General features: G+C 30.3%; 1 pseudogene. It reads left to right on the top strand.

Features of this window, described 5'->3' with window-relative positions:
- A pseudogene (gene groEL, locus H2O73_RS23860) lies at window positions 1-290 on the top strand (chaperonin GroEL); the annotation flags it as partial.

Below are 290 nucleotides of genomic sequence, written 5' to 3'. Positions count from 1 at the left end.
AAGGAACAGATACTTATGTAGATACTGTTGAAGGTATGCAATTTGATAGAGGATATTTATCTCCATATTTTGTGACTGATTCAGAAAAGATGATTACAGATTTAGAGAATCCTTATATCTTATTATACGATAAGAAAATTTCTTCAATGAAAGGTTTATTACCAGTATTAGAGCCAGTTGCTCAATCAGGTAAGCCATTATTAATTATTGCTGAAGATGTAGAAGGTGAAGCTTTAGCTACTTTAGTAGTTAATAAATTACGTGGGTCTTTAAAAATTGCTGCTGTTAAA

This window comes from Vibrio marinisediminis (assembly GCF_014050145.1).
In the GTDB taxonomy this organism is placed as follows: Bacteria; Pseudomonadota; Gammaproteobacteria; order Enterobacterales; family Vibrionaceae; genus Vibrio; species Vibrio marinisediminis.
This window is presented reverse-complemented; position numbering and strand designations above follow the sequence as displayed.